The organism is Streptomyces sp. NPDC093221 (assembly GCF_044753885.1).
Lineage (GTDB): Bacteria > Actinomycetota > Actinomycetes > Streptomycetales > Streptomycetaceae > Actinacidiphila.
Genome location: NZ_JBIVOA010000002.1, coordinates 55,188 through 78,763, shown reverse-complemented (window position 1 = coordinate 78,763; position 23,576 = coordinate 55,188). Strand labels below are relative to the sequence as shown.

General features: G+C 73.0%; 15 protein-coding genes. 10 read left to right on the top strand and 5 right to left on the bottom strand.

Annotation, left to right across the window (positions count from 1 at the left end):
* Positions 1-43 precede the first annotated feature (43 nt).
* Positions 44-736, bottom strand: a complete 693-nt coding sequence (locus tag ACIQCJ_RS06475; protein WP_402710886.1) for a glycerophosphodiester phosphodiesterase — start codon at positions 734-736, stop codon at positions 44-46.
* Positions 727-1,770, bottom strand: coding sequence for an adenosine deaminase (locus tag ACIQCJ_RS06470; RefSeq protein ID WP_402710885.1), 1,044 nt, complete (start codon positions 1,768-1,770; stop codon positions 727-729). The genes ACIQCJ_RS06475 and ACIQCJ_RS06470 overlap by 10 nt, the downstream gene beginning before the upstream one ends.
* A 330-nt stretch (positions 1,771-2,100) precedes the next feature.
* Here ACIQCJ_RS06470 and ACIQCJ_RS06465 point away from each other — a divergent pair, with 330 nt between their 5' ends.
* The 8 genes from ACIQCJ_RS06465 (at position 2,101) to ACIQCJ_RS06430 (ending at position 11,526) form a co-directional block, all read left to right on the top strand.
* Positions 2,101-3,615, top strand: a complete 1,515-nt coding sequence (locus ACIQCJ_RS06465) for a gamma-aminobutyraldehyde dehydrogenase (RefSeq protein ID WP_402710884.1) — start codon at positions 2,101-2,103, stop codon at positions 3,613-3,615.
* Positions 3,616-3,631: 16 nt separating this feature from the next.
* Positions 3,632-4,864 carry a spermidine/putrescine ABC transporter substrate-binding protein gene (locus tag ACIQCJ_RS06460; protein WP_355346537.1) on the top strand — a complete coding sequence of 411 codons (1,233 nt, stop codon included), beginning with the start codon at positions 3,632-3,634 and terminating at the stop codon, positions 4,862-4,864.
* Positions 4,865-4,911: 47 nt separating this feature from the next.
* Positions 4,912-6,075 (top strand): ABC transporter ATP-binding protein, encoded by a 1,164-nt coding sequence (locus ACIQCJ_RS06455; protein WP_188280859.1) that lies wholly within the window; start codon positions 4,912-4,914, stop codon positions 6,073-6,075.
* On the top strand, positions 6,072-7,019 hold the full coding sequence (locus tag ACIQCJ_RS06450) for an ABC transporter permease (RefSeq protein ID WP_355346541.1): 948 nt from the start codon (positions 6,072-6,074) through the stop codon (positions 7,017-7,019). The genes ACIQCJ_RS06455 and ACIQCJ_RS06450 overlap by 4 nt, the downstream gene beginning before the upstream one ends.
* Positions 7,019-7,819 carry an ABC transporter permease gene (locus tag ACIQCJ_RS06445; protein WP_188280861.1) on the top strand — a complete coding sequence of 267 codons (801 nt, stop codon included), beginning with the start codon at positions 7,019-7,021 and terminating at the stop codon, positions 7,817-7,819. Before ACIQCJ_RS06450 ends, ACIQCJ_RS06445 begins: the two co-directional genes overlap by 1 nt.
* A gap of 57 nt (positions 7,820-7,876) precedes the next feature.
* Positions 7,877-9,271 (top strand): FAD-dependent oxidoreductase, encoded by a 1,395-nt coding sequence (locus ACIQCJ_RS06440; RefSeq protein WP_391161432.1) that lies wholly within the window; start codon positions 7,877-7,879, stop codon positions 9,269-9,271.
* Between the two features lie 201 nt (positions 9,272-9,472).
* On the top strand, positions 9,473-9,925 hold the full coding sequence (locus tag ACIQCJ_RS06435; RefSeq protein WP_355346550.1) for a hypothetical protein: 453 nt from the start codon (positions 9,473-9,475) through the stop codon (positions 9,923-9,925).
* Positions 9,926-9,993: 68 nt separating this feature from the next.
* Positions 9,994-11,526, top strand: coding sequence for a CoA-acylating methylmalonate-semialdehyde dehydrogenase (locus tag ACIQCJ_RS06430; protein ID WP_391050328.1), 1,533 nt, complete (start codon positions 9,994-9,996; stop codon positions 11,524-11,526).
* Here the strand turns inward: ACIQCJ_RS06430 and ACIQCJ_RS06425 are convergent.
* Together ACIQCJ_RS06425 and gabT are read right to left on the bottom strand one after the other, a co-directional pair.
* A complete protein-coding gene (locus ACIQCJ_RS06425) occupies positions 11,498-12,487 on the bottom strand; it encodes a phosphatase PAP2 family protein (RefSeq protein ID WP_402710883.1) in 990 nt (329 codons plus the stop codon). The genes ACIQCJ_RS06430 and ACIQCJ_RS06425 overlap by 29 nt on opposite strands.
* 158 nt (positions 12,488-12,645) lie before the next feature.
* Positions 12,646-13,977, bottom strand: coding sequence for a 4-aminobutyrate--2-oxoglutarate transaminase (gene gabT / locus ACIQCJ_RS06420; RefSeq protein ID WP_355346559.1), 1,332 nt, complete (start codon positions 13,975-13,977; stop codon positions 12,646-12,648).
* Between the two features lie 278 nt (positions 13,978-14,255).
* Here gabT and ACIQCJ_RS06415 point away from each other — a divergent pair, with 278 nt between their 5' ends.
* The gene (locus tag ACIQCJ_RS06415) at positions 14,256-16,598 is read left to right on the top strand and encodes an ATP/GTP-binding protein (protein ID WP_402710882.1); all 2,343 of its coding nucleotides are present in this window, start codon (positions 14,256-14,258) and stop codon (positions 16,596-16,598) included.
* Positions 16,599-16,859: 261 nt separating this feature from the next.
* Complete coding sequence (locus ACIQCJ_RS06410) at positions 16,860-18,407, top strand: PucR family transcriptional regulator ligand-binding domain-containing protein (protein WP_355346565.1); 1,548 nt, start codon at positions 16,860-16,862, stop codon at positions 18,405-18,407.
* A 15-nt stretch (positions 18,408-18,422) separates the two neighbouring features.
* Here the strand turns inward: ACIQCJ_RS06410 and ACIQCJ_RS06405 are convergent, their stop codons facing one another.
* Entirely contained in the window at positions 18,423-23,573 is a 5,151-nt protein-coding gene (locus tag ACIQCJ_RS06405; protein ID WP_402710881.1) for an SAV_2336 N-terminal domain-related protein, read from the bottom strand.
* Between the last annotated feature and the right edge of the window lie 3 nt (positions 23,574-23,576).

Genomic DNA, 23,576 nt, shown 5'->3' with positions numbered 1-23,576 from the left:
CCGTCCGGCCTCCCCCGCGGCTGGGCCCGCGGGGGAGGGGCGGTCAGGCGCGGCGCCGCAGCAGCCGCTGCAAGGTGTCCAGCCGGTTCGTGGTGATCGCGTCCACGCCCAGGTCGAGCAGCCGGGTCATGTTGCGCTGCCAGTCCGCCGTCCACGCGCCGACCAGCAGCCCGTTGTCCGCGGCCCACCGTACGGTCGTGGCGTCGATCAGCCCGAAGCGCAGATTGATCCACCGCGGCTTCAGCTCGTCCAGGAGCGAGCGCGGCGGCGGGGCCACCGTCGTCCAGGTCATGGCGATCTCCGCCGACGCGTCCAGGTCGCGCACCGTCAGCATCGCGCCGAGCCCGCCGCAGTAGTAGACGCGGTCGCCGACGCCCGCCTCCGCCACCGCGGCCATGGTCGCCTTCACCTGGCCGACCGAGGTCAGGTCCAGCATCATCCGGCCGCCGCCGGGGTGCCGCAGCAGCTCGGCGAAGGCGTCCGCCAGGGTGGGCACACGGCCGTCGGTGAGGTCCACGACGTCGTTCAACGACAGGTCGCCGACCGCCTCCGGCACCTTCCACAGCCGCTCCAGCGTCTCGTCGTGCAGCAGCACCGGCACGCCGTCGGCGGTCAGCTTCACGTCGACCTCCACCGCGCCCGCGCCCTTGAGCAGCGCCGACCGCACGGAGGGCAGGGTGTTCTCGCGCTCGTGGTACGGGTCGCCGCGGTGGGAGACCGCGACGGTCACCGCCACGCCGCCGTGTACGCGTCGATCTCGGCGGCCAGCGCCCGCTTGCCCGCCGGGTCGAGGAAGGAGACCTCGACGGCGTTCTTGGCGAGCGCCGCGACCCCGGTGTGGTCCAGCTCCAGCAGCCGGGCGGCGACCGCGTACTCGGTGTTGAGGTCGGTGCCGAACATCGGCGGGTCGTCGCTGTTGACCGTGACCAGCACGCCCGCGTCGATCATCTCCCTGATCGGGTGCTGGTCGATCTCGGTGACCGCGCGGGTGGCGATGTTGGAGGTGGGGCAGACCTCCAGCGGGATGCGCTGCTCCGCGAGGTGATCGAGCAGCCGCCGGTCGCGTACCGCGCTGGTGCCGTGGCCGATGCGCTCCGCGCCCAGTTCGTTGATCGCGTCCCAGATCGTCTCGGGGCCCGTCGTCTCGCCCGCGTGCGGCACGCTGTGCAGACCTGCGGCGCGCGCCCGGTCGAAGTACGGCTTGAACTGCGGCCTCGGCACGCCCAGTTCCGGGCCGCCCAGACCGAAGGAGACCAGGCCCTCGGGGCGCAGGTCGAGCGCCAGGTGCGTGGTCTGCTCGGCGGACTCAAGACCCGCCTCGCCGGGGATGTCGAAGCACCAGCGCAGGGTCACGCCCAGCTCGGCCTCCGCGGCCTTCCGCGCGTCCTCGATGGCCTCCATGAACGCCTGCTCGTGGATGCCGCGCCGGGTCGAGCTGAACGGGGTGACGGTCAGCTCCGCGTAGCGGATGTTCTGCCGCGCCATGTCCCTGGCCACCTCGAAGGTGAGCAGCCGTACGTCCTCGGCGTCCCTGATCAGGTCGACCACCGACAGGTAGACCTGGATGAAGTGCGCGAAGTCCTTGAAGGTGAAGAAGTCGGCGAGGGCCGCGGGGTCGGCGGGGACCGCGGAGTCCGGGTGCCGGGCGGCCAGTTCCGCGACGATCCGCGGTGACGCGGACCCGACGTGGTGGACATGCAACTCGGCTTTCGGAAGTCCGGCGATGAAGGTGTCGAGGCCGGAGCCGAAGCCGGGCGCGGTGTCGGGCATGCGGGGGTCCTCCCAGGGGTCCGATCGGTGCGGTTCATCGTAAACGGCACCGGGAAACGGCGCTGGGACGGCGGGCGGCGACGCCGTGACGGCGGGCGGGGACGCTGGGACGGCGGGCGGGGACGGCCGACGTCGCACCATGGCCCCCAGACGTCCCCCGGTCACGCCGCCGGGGATCGCCGCGACGGCCGGATTCACACAGAATTCGTCGCGTAACCAAAAGGCAACAACGGAATCACTTGTTGAAGGACAGCTCCTCTGCCAGGATCGGCGATCAATCCAGAGTTTGGCCACGCCGCCAGGAGTGGGCGCGGAGGCGAGGAGAACGTGATGGACCACGTGACGGACGTGGCGAAACGGTTCGCGGGCGGAGCCCAGTACATCGACGGCCGCCCGCGCACCGGCGGCAGCGGCGACACGCACTCCGTCGTGGACCCGGCGACGGGCCGCACGGTGTGGACGTACGCCACCGCGGGACCCGCCGACGTGGACGCCGCCGTCGCCGCCGCGAAGGCCGCGCTGCCCGGCTGGGCGGCCACCGCGCCCGGCGAGCGCTCCGCCGCGCTGCACCGGCTGTCCGCCGCCCTCGACGCGCGCGCCGGCGAACTCGCCCGCGCCGAAACGCTCCAGTGCGGCAAGCCGATCAAGCTCAGCACCGAATTCGACGTGCCGGGCACCGTGGACAACGCCGCGTTCTTCGCCGGGGCCGCCCGCCACCTGGAGGGCAAGGCGGCAGGCGAGTACAGCCCGGACCACACCTCGTACGTGCGCCGCGAGCCGGTCGGCGTCATCGGCTCCGTCGCCCCCTGGAACTACCCGCTCCAGATGGCCGGGTGGAAGATCCTCCCGGCGGTCGCGGCGGGCAACACCATCGTGCTCAAGCCGTCGGAGCTGACCCCGCTGACCGCCCTGATGTTCGCCGAGGCCGCCACCGAGGCCGGAATCCCGGACGGCGTGCTCAACATCGTCACCGGCACGGGGCAGGGCGCGGGCGAGCACCTGGTCACCCACCCCGACGTCGCCATGACGTCCTTCACCGGCTCCACCGCCGTCGGCACCCGGATCGCCCGGCTCACCGCGGGCACCGTCAAGCGCCTGCACCTCGAACTCGGCGGCAAGGCCCCCTTCGTGGTCTTCGCCGACGCCGACCTCGACGCGGCCGTGCACGGCGCGGTCGCCGCCGCCCTGATCAACAGCGGCCAGGACTGCACCGCCGCCACCCGCGCCTACGTCCAGCGCCCGCTGTTCGCCGCCTTCGTGTCTGCCGTCGCCGACCTGATGGCGACCGTACGGCTCGGCGACCCCGCCGACCCGGCCACCGACCTCGGCCCGCTCATCTCCTTCGCGCACCGCGACCGCGTCGCGGCCGTCGTCGAGCGGGCCCGTACGTACGCCACCGTCGTCACCGGCGGCGCGGCGCCCGGCGGCGGGCTCGCGGCGGGCGCGTACTACCGGCCCACGCTGCTCACCGGCGCGCCGCAGCACAGCGAGGCCGTCCAGCAGGAGATCTTCGGCCCGGTACTGGCGGTGCTGCCGTTCGACAGCGACGATCAGGGCCTGGCGTACGCCAACGACACCCCGTACGGCCTGGCCGCCTCCGCCTGGACCCGCGATGTCTACCGGGCCGGGCGGGCCGCGCGGGAGATCACCGCGGGCTGCGTCTGGATCAACGACCACATCCCGATCGTCAGCGAGATGCCGCACGGCGGAGCGAAGTCCTCGAGCTTCGGCAAGGACATGTCCACGTACTCCTTCGAGGAGTACACGCAGGTCAAGCACGTGATGTTCGACAACACCGCGGTGGCGCGCAAGGACTGGCACCGCACCGTCTTCGGAGACCGATAGCGGAAGGGCACCACCCATGGAGCAGTACGAGACCCTGTCCCCGCCGGTGCGCGCGGCGATACTCCGCAGCATGACCGGCGGGCGGGGCGCCCTCGGCCGCCGGACGCTGCTGCGCGCCGCGGGGCTGGGCACCGTCGCCACGGCGGGACTGACGGCGTGCGGCATCCCGGCCGCGGGCCGCAAGGGCGACACCACGGCGTCGACCGACCACTCGGCGCAGGAGAAGGTCGTGAACTTCTCCAACTGGGACCAGTACATCGACGTCACCGACGACGGCAAGCACCGCCCGAGCCTCGACCAGTTCACCAAGGCCACCGGCATCAAGGTCGACTACACCGAGGACATCAACGACAACGTCGAGTTCTTCGGCAAGATCAAGCCGCAACTGTCCGCCGGCCAGGACACCGGCCGCGACCTGATGGTGCTCACCGACTGGCTCGCGGGCCGGATGATCCGGCTCGGCTGGGTCCAGAAGCTCGACCCCTCGAACCTGCCGCACGCCTTCGCCAACCTGGAACAGCGCTTCCGCAGCCCCGACTGGGACCCCGGCCGCGCCTACTCCTACCCCTGGGCCGGCATCCCCACCTGCATCGCCTACAACAAGAAGGTCACCAAGGGCCGCAAGGTCACCTCGGTGTCGCAACTGCTGGACGACCCCGCGCTCAAGGGCAAGGCCGCCATGCTCTCCGAGATGCGCGACACCGTCGGGATGACGCTGCTCGACATGGGCAAGAAGCCGGAGACCGTCACCGACGACGAGTACGACGCCGCGCTCAACCGCATCCAGGGCGCGGTGGACAAGGGGCAGATCCGCAAGTTCACCGGCGGCGAGTACACCGACGGCCTCAGCAAGGGCGACATCGCCGCCTGTATCGCCTGGGCCGGTGACCTGGTGCAGCTCAGGCTCGACGACCCGAACATCGAGTACGCCTTCCCGGCCGCCGGTTACATGACCTCCACGGACAATCTGCTGATCCCCGCCAAGGCGCGGCACAAGACCAACGCCGAGCGGCTGATCGACTGGTACTACCAGCCGCGGATCGCGGCCGAACTGGCCGCCTACACCACCTATGTGTCACCGGTGATGGGCGTCCGCGAGGAACTGGCCAAGATCGATCCGTCGCTCGCCACCAACCCGCTGATCATCCCGAACGCCCAGATGAACGCCACGTCGCACGCCTTCCGCTCGCTCAGCGAGGACGAGGACACCCGGTACGAGGCGAAGTTCTCCAAGCTCACCGGCGCCTGACCGGCGCTCCAGCAGCCCGCACTCCCCGACGACTTCCGGGACACCTCATGACGACCCCCAAGACCCCGGCCGACGACGCCGTCAGCCTCACCGGGATCAGCAAGACCTACGGCTCCTTCACCGCCGTCCACCCGCTGGACCTCGCCGTGCCCGCCGGTTCCTTCTTCGCACTGCTCGGCGCCTCCGGATGCGGCAAGACCACCACCTTGCGCATGATCGCGGGCCTGGAGGACCCCTCCTCCGGCTCCGTACGCCTCGGCGGCCAGGACGTCACCGCCCTGCCGCCGTACAAGCGCCCGGTCAACACCGTCTTCCAGAACTACGCGCTCTTCCCGCACCTCGACGTCTACGAGAACGTCGCCTTCGGACTGCGCCGCCGCGGCATCAAATCCGTCAAGAAGCAGGTCGGCGACATGCTGGACCTCGTCCAGCTCGGCGCGCTCGCCCGCCGCAAGCCGCACCAGCTCTCCGGCGGCCAGCAGCAGCGCGTCGCCGTGGCCCGCGCGCTGATCAACCAGCCGCAGGTGCTGCTGCTCGACGAACCGCTCGGCGCGCTCGACCTCAAGCTGCGCCGCCAGATGCAGCTCGAACTCAAGCGCATCCAGACCGAGGTGGGCATCACCTTCATCCACGTCACCCACGACCAGGAGGAGGCCATGACGATGGCCGACACCGTCGCGGTGATGAACGCCGGACGCGTCGAGCAGATGGGCGCGCCCGCCGACCTCTACGAGAACCCCGCCTCCACCTTCGTCGCCAACTTCCTCGGCACCTCCAACCTCATCGAGACCGAGGTGACCGGCGTCAGCGGCGGCGAACTCCAGCTCACCGCCGCCGGACAGAAGCTGACCCTGCCCGCCGCCCGATGTCGCGTCGACGTGACGACCGGCGGCCGGGTGCTGGCCGGGGTCCGCCCCGAGAAGATCACCCTGGCGCACAGCGACGACGAGCACGAGATAGCCGAGAGCCGCAACCGGGTGCGCGGCCGGATCGTCGACTCCAGCTTCATCGGCGTCTCCACGCAGTACGTCATCGACAGCCCGGTCTGCCCGGAGCTGGAGGTCTTCGTGCCCAACGTGGAGCGCGACGGCCGCCTGGTGCCCGGCGCGCCCGTCGTCCTGCACTGGAACCCCGAGCACACCTTCGGCCTCGACGCCGACCAGGACATCGACGCCGGTACCGACACCGACGAGGGGGAGGCCGCCGCATGAGCGCAGCGACCGCGCCCGTCACCGGGCCGCCGGCCCCGGCCGAGGCGGCCCCGCTGCCCGCCGCCCTGAAGAGGGCCGCCCGCAGACGGCGGCGCATCCCATATCTGCTGCTGCTCGCGGGCGTCGCCTGGCTGCTGGTCTTCTTCGTGGCCCCGATGGTCTACCAGGCGTCGACCTCGGTGCAGACCGGCTCGCTCGACGACGGCTTCAAGGTGACCTGGCACTTCGCCACGTACTGGGACGCCTTCCACGAGTACTGGCCGCAGTTCGTGAAGTCGCTGGTCTACTCCGGCATCGCCACCGTGCTGTGCCTGGGCATCGGCTACCCGCTGGCGTACACCATCGCCTTCCGGGCCGGACGCTGGCGCAATCTGGTGCTGATCCTGGTGATCGCGCCCTTCTTCACCAGCTTCCTGATCCGCACCCTGGCGTGGGAGACGATCCTCGCCGACCAGAGCCCGCTGGTGTCGTTCCTGAACCACATCCACCTGCTGGACGTCACGTCCGCGCTCGGCATCACCGAGGGCAACCGGGTGATGGCCACCCCGCTGGCGGTGGTCTGCGGCCTGACGTACAACTTCCTGCCGTTCATGATCCTGCCGCTCTACACGTCCCTGGAGCGGGTCGACGGCAAGCTGCACGAGGCGGCGGGCGACCTGTACGCGACCCCGTTCACCACCTTCCGCAAGGTGACCTTCCCGCTGTCCATGCCGGGCGTGGTGGCCGGCACCCTGCTCACCTTCATCCCGGCCTCCGGCGACTACATCAACGCCGAGTTGCTGGGCTCCACCAACCAGAAGATGATCGGCAGCGTCATCCAGTCGCAGTTCCTGCGGGTGCTGGACTACCCGACGGCCGCCGCCCTGTCGTTCATCCTCATGGCGGTCATCCTGGCGATCGTCATGGTCTACGTCCGCCGCGCGGGAACGGAGGAACTGGTCTGATGCGTCCGATCCGCTGGCTGCGCAAGAACCTCGTGGTGATCGCCGGGGTGCTCACCCTGACGTACCTGATCGTGCCCAACCTCGTGGTGCTGCTCTTCTCCTTCAACAAGCCCAACGGCCGCTACAACTACACCTGGACGCGGTTCTCCACCGACGCCTGGCAGCACCCCTGCGACGTCGCGGGCATGTGCGACTCCCTCACGCTCAGCCTGAAGCTGGCCGTCTACTCGACCATCGGCGCCACCGTGCTCGGCACGATGACCGCCTTCGCGCTGGCCCGCTACCGCTTCAGGGGCCGCGCCACCACCAACATGCTGATCTTCCTGCCGATGGCGATGCCCGAGGTCGTGATGGGCGCCTCGCTGGGCACCCTCTTCCTCAACATGCGCATCCAGTTCGGCTTCTGGACCATCCTCATCGCGCACATCATGTTCTGCCTGAGCTTCGTCGTCGTCGCCGTCAAGGCCCGCGTGATGAGCATGGACCCCCGTCTGGAGCAGGCCGCGCAGGATCTCTACGCCACCCCGACGCAGACGTTCCTGCGGATCACGCTGCCGCTGGCCGCGCCCGGTATCGCGGCGGGCGCCCTGCTGTCCTTCGCGCTCTCCTTCGACGACTACATCATCACCAGCTTCAACGCGGGCAACACCGTCACCTTCCCGATGTTCGTCTGGGGCTCCGCGCAGCGCGGCACACCCGTGCAGGTCAATGTGATCGGTACGGCGATGTTCGTCATCGCGGTGCTGCTCGTACTGGCCGGGCAGCTTCTCGGCAGCAGCCGCAGGAGGGCGCGCACCTGACCCGTACCGCCCCCGTATTCCGGACGCAGACCCGCGCATCACGAAGGTGTGAGAACCATGGACGCAGCCCGCTCGCTCGCCGAGGCCGAGCCCCGACCGTACTGGCTGGACGACCCCGGCAGGCCGCAGGCGCACCCCGCGCTCACCGGCCACGACAGCTGCGACCTGCTGGTGGTCGGGGGCGGTTACAGCGGGCTGTGGACCGCGCTGCTGGCCAAGGAGCGCGATCCGCAGCGGGACGTGGTGCTGGTCGAGGGGGACAGGATCGGGTGGGCCGCCTCCGGGCGCAACGGCGGCTTCTGCGCCGCGAGCCTCACCCACGGCGCCGCCAACGGACTCGCCCGCTGGCCCGACGAATTCGACGCGCTCCAGCGGCTGGGCGACCGCAATCTCGACGCCATCGAGGAGGCCGTCGCCCGCTACGGCCTGGACTGCGACTTCGAGCGGACCGGCGAGATCGACGTGGCCACCGAGCCGCACCAGTACGACGAACTGCGCGAGGCCGCCCAGGAAGGCGCCGAGCACGGCCTGGACGCGGAACTGCTGGACCGCGACCAGGTCCGCGCCGAAGTCGACTCGCCCACCTTCCTCGGCGGCCTGTACAACCGGCGCGGCGTCGCCATGCTGCACCCCGCCAAGCTCGCCTGGGGCCTGGCCCGCGCCGCCGCCGACGCGGGCGTACGGATCTACGAGCGCACCCCGGCCCGCGACCTGGCCGGCTATGGCACGGCGCTGGGGGTGCGCACCCCGTACGGCAGGGTGACCGCCCGCCAGGTGGCGCTCGGCACCAACGTCTTCCCGTCACTGGTCCGCCGGGCCCGCCCGTACACCGTGCCGGTCTACGACTACGCGCTGATGACGGAGCCGCTGACCGAACAGCGGCTCGCGGCGATCGGCTGGCAGGGCCGCCAGGGACTGAGCGACAGCGCCAACCACTTCCACTACTTCCGGCTCAGCGCGGACAACCGCATCCTGTGGGGCGGCTACGACGCGGTCTATCCGCGCGGCGGCCGGATGCGCGCGGAGTACGACCAGCGGCCCGAGACCTTCCTGAAGCTGGCGGAGCACTTCCGCACCTGCTTCCCGCAGTTGGAGGACGTCCGCTTCACCCACGCCTGGGGCGGCGCGATCGACACCTGCTCGCGCTTCTCCGCCTTCTTCGGCACCGCGTACGGCGGCCGGGTCGCCTACGCGGCCGGGTACACCGGGCTGGGCGTGGGCGCCACCCGCTTCGGCGCCGACGTGATGCTGGACCTGCTGGCGGGGGAGGAGACCGAGCGGACCCGCCTGGAGATGGTCCGCAAAAAGCCGCTGCCGTTCCCGCCGGAGCCGCTGGCCACCGTCGGGATCGGCATCACCCAGTGGTCGCTGGCCCGCGCCGACCGGTCGGGAGGGCGGCGCAATCTGTGGCTGAAGGCGATGGACCGCGCCGGGCTCGGCTTCGACAGCTAGGGCCTGATCCGCCGGACAGGCCCCGGGGCCGCCCGGCGCGGACCCGCGATGATCCCCCGGCGCACAACCGGCATACGGCGTGAGCCACTTCACTACCAATGAGTAGCGAAACCCGCGTAATGATCGGCCCCTAACCCGCTCTCTTCCATGACAGCGACCGTCCACAGCGGTCGTCGGGCGGAAGAGACGGAGGAGCCGGTCATGGTCAGCACCGGTGCGAAAAGCGCGGTCGAGTGGCTGGTGTCGGTGGCGGTGGATCCGGTGAGCTGCCGGTGGGAGTGGGAGCGCAACCCCCTCGGGGTCACGCTGCTGCCCGCCGGGAAACTGTGGGACGTCCTGATCCTCACCGGGGATCTCGGCTACCCCACCCTGGACGTCCTGACCCGGCTCGTGGAGCGGCCGGGCCCGGTGCTCGCCGACTTCGGCGACTCCCGGATGGGGTTCTTCGTACCGCCGGGCACGGCGGCGCGCTGGCTGGCCACCGGCGTACGGACGGCGGGCCGCGGCACCTGGATCGTCGTGCCGTACCCGGGCCGGGCGACCGGCGGGGTGCGGTGGCTGGTGCCGCCGGACGGCAGCGGACACCTCACCGACCCGGTGCTGCTCGAACTGGCCATGCACGAGGCCGCCGCCCAGATCGCGGGCGGCGGCTGAAGGACGCACCGCGGAGCGAGCCCACCGCGCGGTGCTTGTGACCACCTCCCCGGCCTGGGGAGACTGACATGAGACAACGACGGAAGGGTCAGCCCGTGACGACCAAGCACATCACCCACTGGATCGCAGGCAAGGGCTGGACCGGCGGCGCGGAACGGCACGCAGACGTGTACGACCCGGCGACCGGCGCGATCACCGGGCAGGTGGACCTCGCGTCCGCCGACGTCGTGGACGCGGCGGTCGACGCCGCCCTCGACGCGTTCCAGCAGTGGCGGCACACCTCGATCGCCAAGCGCACCGGCGTCCTCTTCGCCTTCCGCGAACTGCTCAACGCCCGCCGCGACGAACTGGCCTCGATCATCGTCGCCGAGCACGGCAAGGTGCACTCCGACGCCCTCGGCGAGGTCGCCCGCGGCATCGAGGTCGTGGAGTACGCGTGCGGCATCCCGCAACTGATCAAGGGCGGCTTCACCGAGCAGGCGTCCACCGGCATCGACGTCTACTCGATCCGCCAGCCGCTCGGCCCGGTCGCGATCATCTCGCCGTTCAACTTCCCCGCCATGGTGCCGATGTGGTTCTTCCCGCTGGCCATCGCCGCGGGCAACACCGTCGTCGTCAAGCCGTCGGAGAAGGACCCCTCCGCCGCCAACTTCATGGCCGGGCTCTGGCAGGAGGCGGGCCTGCCCGACGGCGTCTTCAACGTCGTGCACGGCGACAAACCCGCCGTCGACCGCCTGCTGGAACACCCCGACATCAAGGCCGTCTCCTTCGTCGGCTCCACCCCCATCGCCCGCTACGTGTACGAGACCGGCACCCGGCACGGCAAGCGCGTCCAGGCCCTCGGCGGCGCCAAGAACCACATGCTGGTGCTGCCCGACGCGGACCTGGACCTGGCCGCCGACGCCGCCGTCAACGCGGGCTTCGGCGCCGCGGGCGAACGCTGCATGGCGGTCTCCGTGCTGGTCGCCGTCGACCCGGTCGGCGACGGCCTGGTCGAGCGGATCAAGCAGCGCGTCGCGGGTCTGACCGTGGGACCCGGCTGCGCCGCCAGCTCCGAGATGGGCCCGCTGGTCACCGGCGTGCACCGCGACAAGGTGACCGCGTATCTGGACTCCGGCGTCGCGGACGGCGCGGAACTGGCCGTCGACGGCCGCAAGCACCCGATCTCGGGCGCGGAGACCGCAGACGGCTTCTGGCTCGGCCCCACCCTCTTCGACCGCGTCACGCCCGGCATGTCCGTCTACGACGACGAGATCTTCGGCCCGGTGCTCTCCGTCGTCCGCGTCTCCTCGTACGAGGAGGGCCTGGCGCTGATCAACGCCAACCCGTACGGCAACGGGACCGCGTTGTTCACCAACGACGGCGGCGCCGCGCGGCGCTTCCAGCACGAGGTCGAGGTCGGCATGGTCGGCATCAACGTGCCGATCCCGGTGCCGGTCGCGTACTACTCCTTCGGCGGCTGGAAGTCCTCGCTCTTCGGCGACACCCACGCCTACGGCGAGGACGGGGTCCGCTTCTTCACCCGCGGCAAGGCCGTCACGCAGCGCTGGCTCGACCCTTCGCACGGGGGCATCAATCTGGGCTTCCCGACGAATAGCTGACCGTCGGTCCGTCGGCGTCCGGACCGTCGGCGTCCGGACCGTTGGCGTCCGGACCGTTGGCGTCCGGACCGTTGGCGTCCGGACCGTCGGCGTCCGGTCCGCCGACGCCCGGACGGTCGGCGCTCGAACCGTCGGCGTCCGGTTCGCCGGCTTCCGGCGCGTGGCTGAACAGCCCGGCCGCCGCCACCCACGCCACCAGCGTGACCGTCAGGAACCAGCTCGCCAGCACGTCCAGCGGCCAGTGGTAGTCGCACCACACCAGTGCGACGCCCACGGCCGCCTGGAGGGCGACGGTGAAAACGGTCAGCGCGGTCCTGGCCGCGGGGCGGCGCACGTACGGCAGCAGGAGCAGCAGGGCCAGGCCGTACGCGACGGCGGAGGTCGCGGCGTGACCGGAGGGGAAGTAGCCGTAGCCGTCGAGCCGGGGCAGGAGGCGGCCGGGCGCGGGCCGGTGCACCGCGGACTTGACCGTGTCGACGACGACCGGCAGCAGCGCCATGGCCACGCAGGCGGCCAGCGGCGGCAGCCACCAGCGGACGACGGCCGCCCGCCGCCCGAGCACCGCGGCGGCCACGACCGCGGCGAGCAGGACCGGCACGGCCACCTCGATGTTGCCGAAGTCGCTCACGACCTGCGCGGTGCCGTGCACGCCCGGATGCGCGGCGGACGCCCGCCGGAACCAGCCGAGTACGGTCCAGTCGCGGCCGACCAGCCGCCCGCCGGTCTCGACCTGCCAGGTGAGCAGGGAGAACAGGGCGGCGCCGACGGCGCTCAGCAGCAGGAGAAAAGTCAGCCGCCCCGGAACAGGGGGGAGAGTTCCGGGGCGGCCAGGGCGACCGCCGTGCCGCTCGTCCCGGGGGGTGTGGGACGAACGGCCGACCGATCGGCGAGGAGTGCCGGGGCCTACGGTCCCGGCGGTGTCGTGCGCGAGGGCACTGCTGAGCCGGTGTTGGGGATACACCGGCGCGGTGTCGCCCGTGATGATCTCCTTCGGAGACCGCCCCGAGCGGGGTGTTCTGCTCAGACCGTACGTCACCGGGAGGGCCACAAGGCCAGGGATCACCCCTCCGCCATCAGGCCCGCACACGTTCTTCACGTCCCCCCATTCCTTACCGCCGGTCACACCCCGGCGAAGGCCCCCTCGATGATGTCGAGGCCCTCGTTGAGCAGATCCTCCCCGATAACCAGCGGCGGGAGGAAACGCAACACGTTGCCGTAGGTGCCACAAGTGAGGACAACCAGGCCCGCACTGTGACACGCGCGGGCGATCGCGCCGGTCAGCGCCGCGTCCGGGGTCGTGGTGCCCGGCTCGACCAGTTCCACCGCGATCATCGCGCCGCGCCCGCGGACCTCGCCGATCGCCGGGAACTTCTCCTGGAGCGCGGTCAGCCGCGCCTTCATCACCTCGCCGATCCGCCGCGCCTTCGCCGCGAGGTCCAGCTCCTTCATCGTCTCGATCGCGCCCAGGGCCGCCGCGCACGCCACCGGGTTGCCGCCGTAGGTACCGCCGAGGCCGCCCGCGTGCGCCGCGTCCATGATCTCCGCGCGGCCGGTCACCGCCGCCAGCGGCAGACCGCCCGCGATGCCCTTCGCCGTCGTGATCAGATCCGGCACCACGCCCTCGTCCTCGCACGCGAACCACTGACCGGTACGGCAGAAGCCGGTCTGGATCTCGTCCGCGACGAACACGATCCCGTTGTCCTTCGCGAACTGCGCGATCCGCGGCAGGAAGCCCTTGGCGGGCTCGATGAAGCCGCCCTCGCCCGCGATCGGCTCGATCACGATCGCCGCCACGTGCTCCGCGCCGATCTGCTTGGTGATCATGTCGATCGCCTGCGCCGCCGCCTCCTCCGCCGCGTGCTCCGGCCCGGTCAGCCACCGGAAGCCGTACGCCAGCGGCACCCGGTACACCTCGGGCGCGAACGGCCCGAAGCCCTCCTTGTACGGCATGTTCTTCGCGGTCAGCGCCATCGTCAGATTCGTCCGGCCGTGATAGCCGTGGTCGAACACCACGACCGCCGGACGCTTGGTGTACGAACGCGCGATCTTCACCGCGTTCTCCACCGCCTCCGCCCCCGAGTTGAACAGCGCCGTCTTCTTCGCGTGGCTGCCGGGCGTCAGCTCGTTCAGCGCCTCGGCGACCTCCACGTACCCCTCGTACGGCGTCACCATGAAGCAGGTGTGCGTGAAGTCGGCGAGCTGCGCCGTGGCCCGCCGCACCACGGCCTCCGCGCTGTTGCCCACCGACGTGACCGCGATCCCGGAGCCGAAGTCGATCAGCCGGTTCCCGTCCACGTCCTCCACCACGCCGCCCCCGGCGCGCGTCACGTACACCGGCAGCGTCACCCCCACCCCGTTCGCGACCGCGGCGCTCTTGCGCGCCGACAGCTCCTGCGACTTCGGGCCGGGAATGCTGGTGACCAGCTTGCGTTCCTGCGGAAGTGCGGTCATGGCGGGTGCTCTCCTCAAGCCGGGCGGCGGTGTCTGTGCGGTGTCTCTTCGGATCTCTTCGGACTTTTCAGCTCTTCCCGCAGGCTAGGCCGCGTCCCGGCCCGCCCGCATACGCCGATAGGTAACACTGCCCACCGACGATTCGCCGTAACGGCCAGTGCGCGCGCCGCGGCGTGCCACCGCCCGCCACCGGCAAGATCCTTTTACGGCGGTAGCCGCTCGACTACATTGAGCGCATCGTCGGCGACGAGGGGCGAGGGGCACGCACCATGGATGCCATGGATCACGAGGGCGCGCACGGGTACGGCCACCGGCCCGAGGTGCCGCCCCGGCCCGCCGGGACACCGGCGCGCCCGGCCGCCGCGCCCCCCGTGCCCAAACAGGCACCGCCGATGTCCGAGACCGAGCGCTGGCTGCGCACCCCGCGGATCTCCGACGCGCCCGGCGTGTACGCCTACGGACACGTGCCCAACGAAGCCGACCGGGTCCCCGACGGCCGCGTCCTCGGCCGCGCCGCACTCGCCCTCCTCGCCGGAATCCTCATCTGGTCCCTGCGCAACAACGGCTTCCTGCCCTGGTGGCAGTTCCCGCTCAAGATCCTGACCCCGCACAGCTGGTCCTTCAGCGGCCACCAGTCCCGCCCCGAGGTCTTCACCCAGAACCTCTACAGCGTGCTGTCGGCCGCCGTGATCGTCTGGATCACCGGCAGGCTCGGCAACTGGGGCGAGGCGGCCCGCCGCTTCCTGAACACCCCCGCGCGCCGCGGCTGGTTCGCGCTCGCCGCGGGCGCCCTGGTGTGGCAACTGAGCTGGACGGGCTACGTGCCCCTCCTCGACACGGTGCTCGACCTCTTCCCGTACTCGTGGATAAGCGGTGGCGGCAACCCCAACCGGGCCGCCGCGGTCACCTACGCCATCTACGCCCTCGTCGCCGCGCTGATCGCCTGGCCCTGCGCCACATTCGGCGGCTGGTTCGGCATCCCCGGCTGGCAGCCCGACGACACCGCGGGAGCGCGCCCCGCCGCCCCCTCGTACACCCGCACCGGCACCGACCCCTTCGGGGAGACCCCCGCGGACTGGCCGGAACTGCGCGCGGCCGGGCGCTCCGACGCGGCCGACCGGCTGGCGCGGGACGTGGGCCTGGGCCGGATGAACGACGTGGACTGCGTCCGCGTCCGGCACGCGTGGGACGAGACCCGGCAGCGCCCCCGCGAGGTCCTGGCGTTCACCGACGAGGTCCGGCGCCTCGGCGGCGGCGCCTGCCTCCACCCGTCGGGCGAGCGCGACCTGCCCGCCCGCACCGCCCCGCACGACCTGCTCGGCGGCCAGGTCAGGATCGGCCGCGGCGTCGAGGACGACCGCAACGGCTTCCAGTACCGCGGCTCCGGCATGGCCCTCGACCCCGCACTGCTCGGTACGGGACTGCTCGTCGTCGGCCCGCCCGGCGCCGACAGGACCCGCCGCGTCATGCGCCCGGCGGCCGAGTCGCTCTGCCTCCAGGCGCTCACCGGCACCGCCGCCGTGGTCGTCGTGGCCGGCGCGGACACCGACCTCGGACCGCACGAGGCGTACGACGTCGTCATCGCGCCCGGCGACCCGGCCTCCCGCTACAGCCTCGACCTGTACGGCGGCACCACCGACCCCGACATGGCCGCCTGGCTGCTCGCCGAAGCCCTCGTCGACGGCCCCGAGGCCGAACAGCGCCGAGCCGTCGCCGCCCTCGGCCAGCTCCTCGGCCCCTACGCCGCCGCCCACGGCCGTTTCCCCCCGGTGCCGGTGCTCCGCGAACTGCTGGACGGCGCCCCCGAGGCGTACGAGGACCTGCGCCGCGCCGTGGACGCGGCGGGCGCGCCCGCGCTGCTGCGCGAACTCGACGCCAGGCAGCGGCAGTCCGCCCGCACCGGGGACATCGGCGGCGACCTCGCCAACCGGATCGCGCTGCTCGACCGGCCCGCCTTCGCCGGGTCCTTCGGCGCCCCCGACCGGGCCCGGCCGTTCTCGATGGAAGCGCTCGTCCACCCCATCCGGGTGCGGATCGAACTGCCCGAACGCGGCCACGCCGAAGCCTCCCGGATCCTCGTCCGGCTGCTGCTCGCCCAGTTCACCGCCGCCGTCCGCGCCCAGCGCACCTGGACCCGCTTCGTCTGCCTGATCGTCGACGACATCGGCCAGGCCGTCACCGCGGAGACCGTCCGCGCGCTGGCGGCCCTGCCGTCCACCACGGCGGGCATGGTCCTCGGCCTGCGCACTCTGGCCGACGTGCCCGAGCACCTGCGCGGCCCGCTCGTCGCCGCCGCGGGCTGCCGGATGTCCCTGGCCGGGGTCACGCCGTGGGACGGCAAGTTCTTCGCCGAGTCCTGGGGCACCACGCGGGTGGAGACCCGCGAGGTCACCCGCGCCGACCAGTCGGGCGGCATGGCGCAGCGCGTCAACCGCGTGGCGCGCCGGATGATCACCGGCCGGGTCGTCACCGCCGACGCCGTCACCGTCCGCGAGGTCGAGCGCGAACGCTGGTCGGCCTCCGACCTCGCCCACACCGTGCCCGCCGGGCAGGCCGTCGTCTCGCTCACGACCACCGCGGGGGAGAGCGCCCCGCCGGTCCTGGTGGACCTGCGGGGGTAGCACCGAGGGCGTGCGGGCCCGGCGCCGGGGGGCGGCTGATGGCGTGCGGGCCGGGCGCCGGTGGCACCGGCAGGGCGTGCGGGCCCGTACCGGTCGGGCGTCGGCGGGGCAGTGCGGGTCCGGTCGGGTCGGGCGGCGGCGGGGCGTGCGTGTCCGGTATTGGCGGCTGGCGTCAGGGCAGCGCTGGACGGTGCGGCACAATTGGGGGTGGCGACCGCTCCCGGTCGGCCAAAAATCGGCCTTCTCCCGTACCAGGCACCTATGCCCCTCACGCTCGCGTCCCTCGCCCACCACTCGGTCCTCAAGCTCACCGTCCTCGCCGGAGGCGACCGGCTGGGGGACACCGAAGTGCGCTGGGTCCACACCAGCGAGCTGGACGACCCGGGACCGTACCTGGAGGGCGGCGAACTGCTGCTCACCACCGGCCTGAAACTGCCCGTGGACGACGCGGAGCACATACGCGCGTACGTGACGCGGCTGGCGGCGGCCGGAGTCGTCGGCCTCGGCTTCGGCGTCGGGGTCGGCCACGACGCCGTGCCCCCCGCCCTGGTGGCCGCGGCGGAGACCGCCCGGCTGCCGCTGTTCGAGGTGCCGCGCAAGACCCCGTTCATCGCCATCAGCAAAGCGGTCTCCGCGGCCGTCGCCGCCGACCAGTACAAGGCCGTCACGGCGGGCTTCGAGGCCCAGCGCGAACTGACCCGCGCCGCCCTCGCCCCCGACGGCACCGCCGCGCTCCTCAGCCGCCTCGCCCAGCACCTCGACGGCTGGGCCGCGCTCTACGACGCCTCAGGCGCCGTCCTGGCCGCGGCCCCCGACTGGGCGGGCCGCAGGGCGGCCCGGCTCGCGGGCGAGATCGACCGGCTGCGCGACACCCCCGCCCCGGCCAGCGCCGCCGTCGCGGGACCCGCGGGCAGCGAGGACCGCGTCGAACTCCAGTCGCTGGGCACCGGCCGCCGCCCCCGCGGCTTCCTCGCCGTCGGCACCGAGGAACGCCTCGACACCGCCGCGCGCTACGTCGTGCACGCCGCCGTCGCCCTGCTCACCCTCTCCCTCGAACAGTCCCGCACCCTCCAGGACGCCGAACAGCGCCTGGCCGCGGCCCTGTTGCGGATGCTGCTCGCCGGGGAGCCCGGCCATGCCCGCAGCGTCGCGGGCAAGCTCTACGGCACCCTCCTCGACCACCCGGTCCGCGTGCTCATCGCCGAACCGGCCGAGGCCCACGCCACCGCGGGCGCCGACGCCGTCACCCTCCTCGGCGAACGCGCCGAGGCCGTCGCCTCCCGCTCCGGCGACGCACTCCTCGCCGTCCGCGAGGGCCCCCGGCTGATCGTGCTCGCCGCCGAGGAGTCCATGGCCCTGTCCACCGCCGCCGACCTCGCCGAGGCCGAGGACGCGCTGGCCGCGGGACTGTCCGCGCCCGTACTCCCCGCCGAGGTCCCCGAGGCCCACCGCCAGGCCGAACGCGCCCTCGCCGTCGCCCTGCGCCGCGGCCGCAACCTCGTCGAGCACGGCGAGGTCGGCGCGGGCTCCGTCCTGCCCCTCCTCGCCGACGACGCCGTCCGCGCCTTCTCCGAAGGTCTGCTGCGGCCGCTGCGCGACCACGACGCCACCTCCCGCGGCGACCTCGTCGCCTCCCTGCACGCCTGGCTCTCCCACCACGGCCAATGGGACGCCGCCGCCGCCGACCTGGGCGTCCACCGCCACACGCTCCGCTACCGCATGCGGCGCGTCGAGGAAATCCTGGGCCGCTCGCTGGACGACCCGGACGTGCGGATGGAGCTGTGGCTGGCGCTGAAGACCGGGCCGTGAGGCGCTGGCCCGCGGTCAGCCCTGCCGGTTGTCGGCCAGCAGCCGCGCGGCCATGCTCTGCGCCTGCCGCTCGGCGTCCCGCGCGTCCGAACGCCGCCTCGCCAGCAGGGACTTGGCCCGCAGCGCGGTCACCCGGTCCTGGTGCGGGCGGTCGGCGAAGAGGCTGTCCAGCAGCGACTCGGCGGCGGACAGGTGCCCCTCGGCCCGCGACCGGTCACCCGCCAGTTCACGGGCGCGGGCCAGCAGCAGTTCCAGGCGCGGCAGCAGCGGGCACCGGGAGCCGTAGACGTCCACGGTGGCGTCGCGCGCGCGCAGCAGTTGGACCGCCGCCGCCTGGACGTCCCCGGCCGCCAGCAGCACATGGCCCTCCGCCGTCCTGAACCGCGCGTAGAGATGCGGCCGTTCGACGTTCGCGCGCTCCACGAAGGGCCGCATCGCATCGATGTGCCGTTGGGCGCGGGTGATGGCCCGATACCACCGGTCGTCGCTGTACGGTTCCCGTTCGGCCCACTGCGAGCCGGACGCGTACTGCGCGAGGCTTGTCGCGAGCAATTCGGTGAGGGCCAGGTACAGATCGAAGTGCTCGCGTGTCGCGGCCGTGGCCAGAGACGCGAGGTCGGCCTCGGTGCCGCTGTCGGCGGCGCCGAGGCGCAACCGCAGGAGTGCCTCCTCGGCCAGCGGCACAGCGGCACCGATGGCGGACGATGACACTTCGTCCCTGGCGGCCGCGATCGAGGCGTCGAGGAACGAGTCCCGGCAGCTGTCGAGGAGTTCCGCCGTCATGTCGTCCCTGCGACCTGCCCAGGACGACGGCTCCGCCGACCGGCCGTACGACCGGGACGCCCGGCTGAGGTCGCCGGTCACGAACCCGTGCCTCAGGAGACCCTGGCCGACAAGGCGCCGACCACGCTGAGACACCGTCGGCTCCAGCCTCAGGTATTCCTCCTTCGCCGCATCCAACGAGCCACACCACAGCGCGAGTTCGGCTCTGGCCAGCGCGGCCTCCTCCTTCGCGGAAGGCGAACCGCGCCCGGCGCCGGGAGCCGCCTCGATCTCGGTGCAGCGCTCCAGCGCCTGCCGCACCAGGCCGCGCGCCATCCGTGCCCGCAGGGAGATGATCCGCCAACTCTGGCGCTCGTTGGGGATGAACAGCGACCTCGACAGGGGCCTGTCGTCGCCCAGCGCGATCAGGGCCAGCCGTTCGGCCTCCGCCGCGGAGCCGTGCAGCAGCTGATACCGGCTCCAGTTCACGAGCAGCGTGAGGATGGGGTCGGTGGTGGGGAGCACCTGGTCCTCGCGGGTATCCATGACCCGCCCGACCAACTCGCCGAACGGCGGCCCACTTTCGTACGCGGCCCAGGTCGCGGGATCGGGGGTCGGCTCCGGGTAGAAGCGGGACAGGGTCCCGACCAGCGCGCGCCGGAAGCGCGCGGCGTCCTGGCGGGTCACCCGGGCCCGCACGGCGGTACGGGCCGACTCGGTCAGTCGCAGCGCCGTCCCGTCGGCCTCGGCCAGATTGCCTTCCACCAACCGTGCGGTGTCGACGGGGAGTTCGGAGGACGGACCGCGTCCCTCCGGCCACGACGCCCACAGCGCGGACACCGTGGCTCCTGTGACGCCGTCGCCGGTGTCGAGGAAGTCCAGCAGCCACAGAGTGAGCAGCAGGTCGGGGCTGAGGGGAAGCACCGGAGAGAACGGACCGGCGTCGGCCGCCTCCCGCGCCGTGAAACCCGCCGTCACCGACGCCACGTCCCAGATCCGCGCGCGGCCGAAGGACGAGGCCGTGGCCAACAGGGGCCTGCCGTACGTGCCGTTGAAGGCGGCGACGGCCACCACACGGCTGGTGTCCCCGGTGGCGACGGTGCCGACCGGCTGAGCGGACGCGGTGTCCCAGAGCGTGACCGTGCCCTCGGCGTCGATCGCCGCGACCAGGTCGGGCCGGCCGTGGACGTGGACGGTGGTGAGCGCGTCCACCTGTCCGAGCCGTGCGGGCAGGTCGCTGTCGACCTCCTCGCCGCTGGCGGCGTCCCTGACGTGGACGGTGCGGTTCTCCGGCGGGTGGTCCCCGGTCACGTGGAGGCAGAGCGGCCGTGCGCCGGGGCCGGTGAAGAAGGTGAGGGCGCGGACGCGGCCCACCAGGGGGGTGAGGGCCGAGCCGAATTCGGTGCCGGTCCCGGGGTCCCAGCAGCGCAGGGCGACGTCAGGGCCCGCCGTGACCAGGACGAGCCGTCCGTCCGCGTCGGTGAAGGTCGTCAGGAGGTGCGCCCCGGACGACGGGCCGGCGACGAGCGTGCGCGTCCGTGTGCCCGCAAGGAGGTCCCAGAGGGAGACAGCGCCGCCGATCCCCGCGACGGCGGCCTGCGGACGGCCGTTGGCGTCGGGGAAGACGGTGAGCGTCTGCACGGCGTCGGGGCCGCCCTCCAGCGGTACGCCCGGGCCCGCGCTCCCGGCCGCGTCCCACAGGTGCGCGCCCTGGCCGTAACCGGCCGCCATCAGCCACACGCTGCCGCCCCAGACGTATCCGGCGAGGCCCCGGTCGCCCTTGGCGGTGGCCCACTCGTAGAGCGGCAGGACCGGTTCGTCGGGGCTGCCGAACAGGCGGCCGAACTCGGCCCGTACGTCGATCGCCTGGAGCGCGCCGGGGTTGGTCGGCATGCGCTGGGCCAGTTCGTAGAGCCTGCTCGGGGTGGAGCGGTCCAGCGCCAGCAGGTCCGGCTCGATGTTCGCGGTGAGGTGGTCCATGATCTCGGCGCGGGTCAGCTCGCCGAGGGTGACGACGGTGCCCAGGCTCGACGGGTCGCGAACGCCGTCGAGGGAGGCCACGGTGAACAGCACGGAGCCCCGGCCGTACGGGGGAAGGCATCCCTCCAGCGCCTCGCGCAGGCCCTCGCCGTAGGACCGGACCCGGTCGAAGATCAGCAGCCAGTCGCGGTGTTCGCCCAGGCGTGCCCACAGGTCCGTGGGGGGCGCGGAGCGCTGCTCGCGGTCCGGGGCGAGCGCGGACTCCAGCGCGGTCAGCCCTTCGCGCAGGCTCTGCCGGGTCCGTGCGTCGATCCGGTGGACGAAGCTGTGCCGTGGCCCGTACGTGCGGACGTACTCCTGCACCAGGCGGGTGCGGCCCGACCCGTTCGCGCCGACGACGACGGCCACCGAGGGCATGCTCCAGCCGCGGTCCGCCGTGCGGTCGGCGGGGGAGGGTCGCAACGTCCTTTTCAGGGTGTCCAGTTCGGGGGCGCGGCCGATCATCCGCTCGGGATCGGGCGGGGTGGTGACCGGTGGGACGGGGTGGAGGTGTTCCGGGTGCGGGACGGTGGAGGCGTGCGGCGTCGCTGCTGGCCCCTCCTGCGGCCCGGCGTCGAGCACGTCCAGGGCGCGTCCCTCGGCCGCTGCCGTCAACTGCCGTGCCAGCGCCCGGTGCTGGCCGCCCGCGCCGCTGAGGACGGCGGCGGCGACCTCGGCGAAGGGGAGGCTGCGTTCGGGCAGGAGCCGGCCGGAGGCGCCGTTCTCGGGGGCCGCCGCAGGGGCCGAGGCGGCGTCGACGGCCAGGGAGGCCAGCGCCCGGAAGTCCAGGGTGCCGCCGAAGGTCGCGGCGACGCGGCCGGAGACGCGCGCGAGGACGTCGTCCAGGACGTGCAGGGATTCGGTACGGGTCAGCTCGGCGAGCAGCGCGTCGCGGACGCCGGGGGCGAAGTCGTAGACGACCTCGTCGGGGTCGGTGGGCGGTGCGGGCGCGGGCGCGTCATCGGGGGCGGGGCCGCGGCGCTCGATCAGGCCGGAGAGGAAGAGTTCGGCGAGGTCGGTCTGGCCGGAGCCGGGGACGGTGGCCTGCTGGACGAGCCGCATGACGGGCAGGCTCAGCGGGGCCGCCGCGAGGTGGCAGGCGAGGCGGAAGGCGTCGGGGGAGCAGCCGGAACGGAAGCGGGCGACGCGCTCCGCGGGGCCCGGCGGCTCCGAGGGGGCGGCGGCGCGCGCGGGCCGGGGCGCGCCGTGTACGGGCGCCGCCAGCATCGGGGACCAGCCGGGCACGCGGCCCGCGACCAGACCGGCCCAGGGTGCCAGCCAGGCGCCGTCCACCTCCATCACCGGCAGCCAGCGCACGCCGTGCGGGCGGGCGCCGCGCGGCAGGCCCGGCACGGCGGCGGCCGTCCGTACCTCGGCGACCGGCCGCGCCGCGTCGGGCACCCGCAATTCGACGGGCGCCGTACGCAGCGCGGTGCGGTGCCACAGCCTGCGCGGCAGGACCTGGAGCGCGGCCACCGGGCGTTCCCGGCCCGCGCGGGCCAGGAATTCGGGCAGCTCGTCGCCGTACCAGGCGGGGCCGACGCCGTCGGTGAGCACGAGCAGCAGCGTCCGGCCGGTGGGGTCCTCCAGGGCGCGGCTCCAGCGCGGGCCCGCGGGACCCGCCGGGGCCGCCGGGCGGGCGGACTTGCGGCGGCGGAAGGGGGACAGGCGCGGCGCGGGGCCGTCGGTCGACAGCGACCAGCACCGTACGTCGGCGAAGGCGCCGTGCCGCTCCAGCACTGTGCACAGCTCGGTGGCCAGGCGGTGCCAGACCGCCATCGTGGCGCCGGTGTCGATCAACAGGTCGACGGAGAACCGGCGTTCGCTCGCCGGCCGCCAGACCGGCAGCAGATACTCCGCCTCGCCGGTCGCCTGGGCGGTGGCCTCCTCGTCGAGGACCGCGGGTCCCGGCGCGGACACGGACTGGCGCAGCGGGCGCAGGGCCCGGGCGAGGTCCAGGGAACCGCTGAGCGCGGGCGGCTGGGTGACCCGCACGACATGCGCGGCGGGGCCGCCGGGCGCGGGCGCGGCCTTGGTGAGCGAGTGCAGGCCGACGCGCGGGGCGGGGGTGGCGGGCGCGGCCGGTGGGCGGCGCGGTCCGGGTACGGGGTCCGGTGCGCGCTCCCGCTCCGCCGGTTCGGGGTCCGGCCGTACGGGTTCCGGTTCCGGTGCGACCGCCCGCGGCGGCTCCTCCGGGCCGCCGCCGTCCACCTCGTCGGCCCCGTCTTCCGCCGTCAGTCCGGCCAGCCGTGCCAGCCACACCACATCGGCCATTTCGACAGCCGTGGGGCCGTCCTCGTGGCCGCCGAGGAGCCCGGCCAGTACGGCCCTGAGCCCGTCGGAGTGCTCGGGTGGCCGCGGCGGTGGCGGTGGCGGTGGGGGCATGGC